Annotated in this window: 3 protein-coding genes and 1 pseudogene; all 4 read right to left on the reverse strand. The window is 53.8% G+C overall.

Annotated features, from left to right (window positions below; translation table 11 throughout):
• Positions 1–230: 230 nt before the first annotated feature.
• Positions 231–482 (reverse strand): hypothetical protein, encoded by a 252-nt coding sequence (locus ACR6A7_RS21010; RefSeq protein ID WP_434127135.1) that lies wholly within the window; start codon positions 480–482, stop codon positions 231–233.
• Between the two features lie 326 nt (positions 483–808).
• Positions 809–1078, reverse strand: a pseudogene (locus tag ACR6A7_RS21015) (VENN motif pre-toxin domain-containing protein); the annotation flags it as partial.
• 74 nt (positions 1079–1152) lie between these two features.
• Entirely contained in the window at positions 1153–1449 is a 297-nt protein-coding gene (locus ACR6A7_RS21020) for a contact-dependent growth inhibition system immunity protein (RefSeq protein ID WP_434127136.1), read from the reverse strand.
• The coding region (locus ACR6A7_RS21025) for an RNase A-like domain-containing protein (protein ID WP_434127137.1) at positions 1446–3742 on the reverse strand (2297 nt) is incomplete at its 5' end. The genes ACR6A7_RS21025 and ACR6A7_RS21020, both read right to left, overlap by 4 nt.

The raw sequence follows: 3742 nt of genomic DNA on the forward strand, positions 1-3742 counted from the left end.
GCGCTGCCCACCGTGCCGGAGAGCGCCAGCGTCAGGCCGGAGGTTTTCTGCTCCACCTTATGGGTCTGGCTGCTCTGATTCTCCGCTGCGGTGACGCTGACGTCGCGGCTGTCATTACTTTTTTTCGTCACGGTTGCAGACTAGCGAGGCCCATACGTGGCACATCCGCCTGACCGGATTTTGCCTTAAAACGATCGCAGCAGAACGAGGATCTTTTCTAATTTAAAGTGCTATTTAAGCCTGTTCTTGTTCACAGCATCTAGTAAATTTTCAAGTTCCTTCCCGTAATCATTTGGTTCAAAACTTTCAGTAATACCGTTCAACATAAACTCATTAGATATTAAGTTGCAAAGTTCTTCGACCTCATCTGATGTAAGTATTCCATTAATTGCTTTTTCAGCAAGCGAACATTTAGAAGCATCGCCGTCACTACATAAAGTGATAATTAAATTCTTCTGGTGGAAATTTAAAAGCTCATTCATTTTGCCGTTCCTGATGATGATTTAGCCCAACATGTAACAACCTTTCCTTCTTGGTTTACAACGATGACTGCATCTTTCCCTGTGTATCTAAAAGTTGGTCCATATTTTGATGTGACATATTCTATTTTCAAGGGACTTGACCAGGCATCATCCATTGCGCTTCTGCTAACCCCTATGCCGCCATCCCTCCCTGCTATTTGCTCTAAAGCATGTTGTGAATAACTGGTTATTTTAGTGGGAGCTCTAACTCCAGCAGCCTGCTCAGCAGCAAGTTGCATATTCAACCGAATGTTGTTAATTGAACTTTCTGCGCCACTGATTGTTGTGGCAACCGCTGATTCTGCCTTCCCGGCCACTTTAGCAATAACCTTCTCCGTCAGTAACGCACCACCTTTCACCACCCCGGCACCGCCAGCCAGCAATCCTGCTATATCCGTAACCAGCTTGCCGCCTTCAACGCCCGCGTTAAACGAACCGCTGGCTCCGGCTTTCTAGTACTCTGCTTCCATCCGGTCGATTCGGTCTATATACGACTGCTTTACCGTATCCGAGACGTTACCCAACTCATCGCCACTTTTAAACAGCGTCTTCAGTGCAAGCTGAGCATCCAGCTGATAGCTAAGGAATAACTGAATGATAAGGAAAGCCCCGGCTCTTAAGCCGGGTTTATTTATTTCGTTTTCTTAACTATATGTTTCAACCATTCTTCTGATGAGGGCCACTCATTAGGGTAATAATAACCGCAATCAATTTTGTTCAGCAATATGTTTTGTAATTCATCATCTGATAAAGAAAGAGTTATTAGCTCATCTATTTCAAATTTCAACTGCAACCGTTCCTCCACCGTTTCAGTAGCTCTGTAAGCGGCTAAGGTTTCATCTGCATTACCAAATAGCACCTCAAAATCCTGGTTGAAATAGCACCTTAATAAATATGACAGCGAAGGGAATTTCTCATTAACGTTCATGGTGTTGGGTATCCAGTAATGATTTTGTATCCGCCAGGCATTGAAGGATCTCTACCAATGATTATCCTTGCATTAGTAGCAGATACAGCGCCTGTCGAGCCGCGAGTAACACTGATACCAATAGCTGCAGAAGATTGATAATCAAGCTCTAAGTAGCCTTTTTGGCTGCCAGATAAGTACTTCTGGATTTTCGCTTGATTATTATCAATAGCTTTACTTACAACAGATTCTGCCGTAGCTCTATCAGTAAATGTCGATGCTGTTTTTGTATTACCTGTAGACACTCTATCAAATAGCTCCGCTTCAGTTTTTCCTACATGCCGCTCAATTAAATGGCCGCCTGCTTTTTCATGGGCAGCCAATCCGCCACCAGGAACAATCGTACTATGTTGTCCGGCTGCCAGTACTTTATTAGCGCCTGCATTACTGCCTTTGCCAATACCCGCCGCTATTCCCGCTGCACTGGTTCCAACCGCCTGTGCCAGCGAGTTTATCGCAAGTTGCTTCGCTTCAGGTGAATCATCGGACATCAATGCGTTATGAATCGCCGCATTTCTGTCTGCTTCAAGCTGAATAGTTGTTACCTGTAGGATTGAAAGCTCGTTCTGATCTGCCTCGCTTAGTCCTCCATTAACTCGCGCCTTTTCCAGTAGCTCACTGGTGCGGTTAGCGTATTCGGCCTGTAATCTACTGACTTCGTTTGCCTTGTCAACGCAGTCCTTAGCTCCTCGACACTCCACAACTCGCTTCTGTTGTGCGGCAGAAATCTGCTTGTATTTTTCAGTAACGGAGCCCTCACAAGCCTTATCGCCCCGACACTGTATCATTTCCTGAACACGGGACTGATTCTGCTTAACGTTTAATGCATTATTCTCAACCGCATTCCTTCCCGCCTGCGCCCCGGCCACCGCGCCGGCCGTGCTGTCACCCGTCACGCCGCCCGCCAGCCCGGCCGCCAGCGTGCCCAGCGCGCTTATCGTCTGGCGCTGCTCTTCCGTCAGGTCCTTGCGATCCATGCCCGGATACATCTGCTGCGCGATATACTCGCCCATCGCCGCGCCCGAGGCGCCCGCCAGCGCGCTGTTGCCCGCCGCGTAAGCCGTTACCGCGCCCACCACCGCGTGCGCCATCAGGTTCGCCTCGACGTTCACCACCTCTTTGCCGTTCGCATCCTTCGTGGTGGTCATGTCGTGGATGACCTCCGCCAGGTACGGCGCCGCCGCCCCGCTGGCCGCCTGCGCCAGGTTGCCCCCCGCCAGGCCCTGCACCGCCGCCGTCGCCGCCTGAATTGCCTGCTGAACCTTACCGCCGGTGCCGAACCCGCTCTCACTGAATGCCTGGTTATAAAAGGTCTGGTAAGCCTGCCCGCTGATGTCGCTGGCCGTCGGCTCTTTCCCCGGGTTCGCCTTCCGCCATTCCGCTTCCGCCGCCTTCAGCTGTCCCGGCGTGACCGCCTTCATCCGCTCATTCGCGGCTTTCGTCGCCGCTATCTGCCCCTCCGTCCGGGCAATGTCCGCCGCCTGGCTGCCAATCTCCCCAATCAGCTGCGCCTCCTGCAGCCGGTTCTGCTCACGCTCCTTGTCGAATATCGGCGACAGCGTCTGGTTGGCGTGCTCCACGTCCCGGCTCAGCCCGCTCACGTCCTGCGTCTGATTCTCCCGGTCGCGGATAACTATTGCGCCCTCGCTCACCGCCGCCTTCGTCGTTGAACTGTCGCTGCCGCTGTGGTTTGCTCCCACCAGCAGCCCGTTCGCCATGTTCCCGGCAAACTGACCGGCGATGCTGCCGCCGGTGCTGATGCCCGCGCTCTGGTGCTCCACCTTATAGTCCGCGTGGTTCTCAATGTCATTCCAGCCCAGCGTCCCCGTCTCCAGCCGGTTTTTATCCGCCGTCGCGGTCGAGCCGATTACCGCCCCGTCCAGCTGCGTGTGCGCCCCGACGCTCACGTCAAAGCCGCCTTTGCCCGCGAAGATGCCGGTCTGCTCCTCCACGCTCTGCCAGGTGCTGTGCATCCTGTCCCGGCTCGCGTTGACGCTGGCCGAGCCGGTCATCGAGCCAAAGGTAAAGCTGCCGCCCGCGCTGGCGCTCTGCTGCTTCGCGTCGTAGCGGTCGCTGTCCTGCTCGCTCGCCAGCGTCAGGTTGCGGCCCACCTCCGCCTTCACCTTCTCGCCGCTCACCTGCGCGCCCTGAAGCGTGGTGTCGCGCCCGCTCACCATCGTCACCTGGCTGCCCGCGTTCACCTGGGTCTCGGTGTGGGTGACGCCGCTGCCCTGCTCGCTGCCTTTGCCCCTGT

Source organism: Pantoea phyllosphaerae, from assembly GCF_051025595.1.
In the GTDB taxonomy this organism is placed as follows: Bacteria; Pseudomonadota; Gammaproteobacteria; order Enterobacterales; family Enterobacteriaceae; genus Pantoea.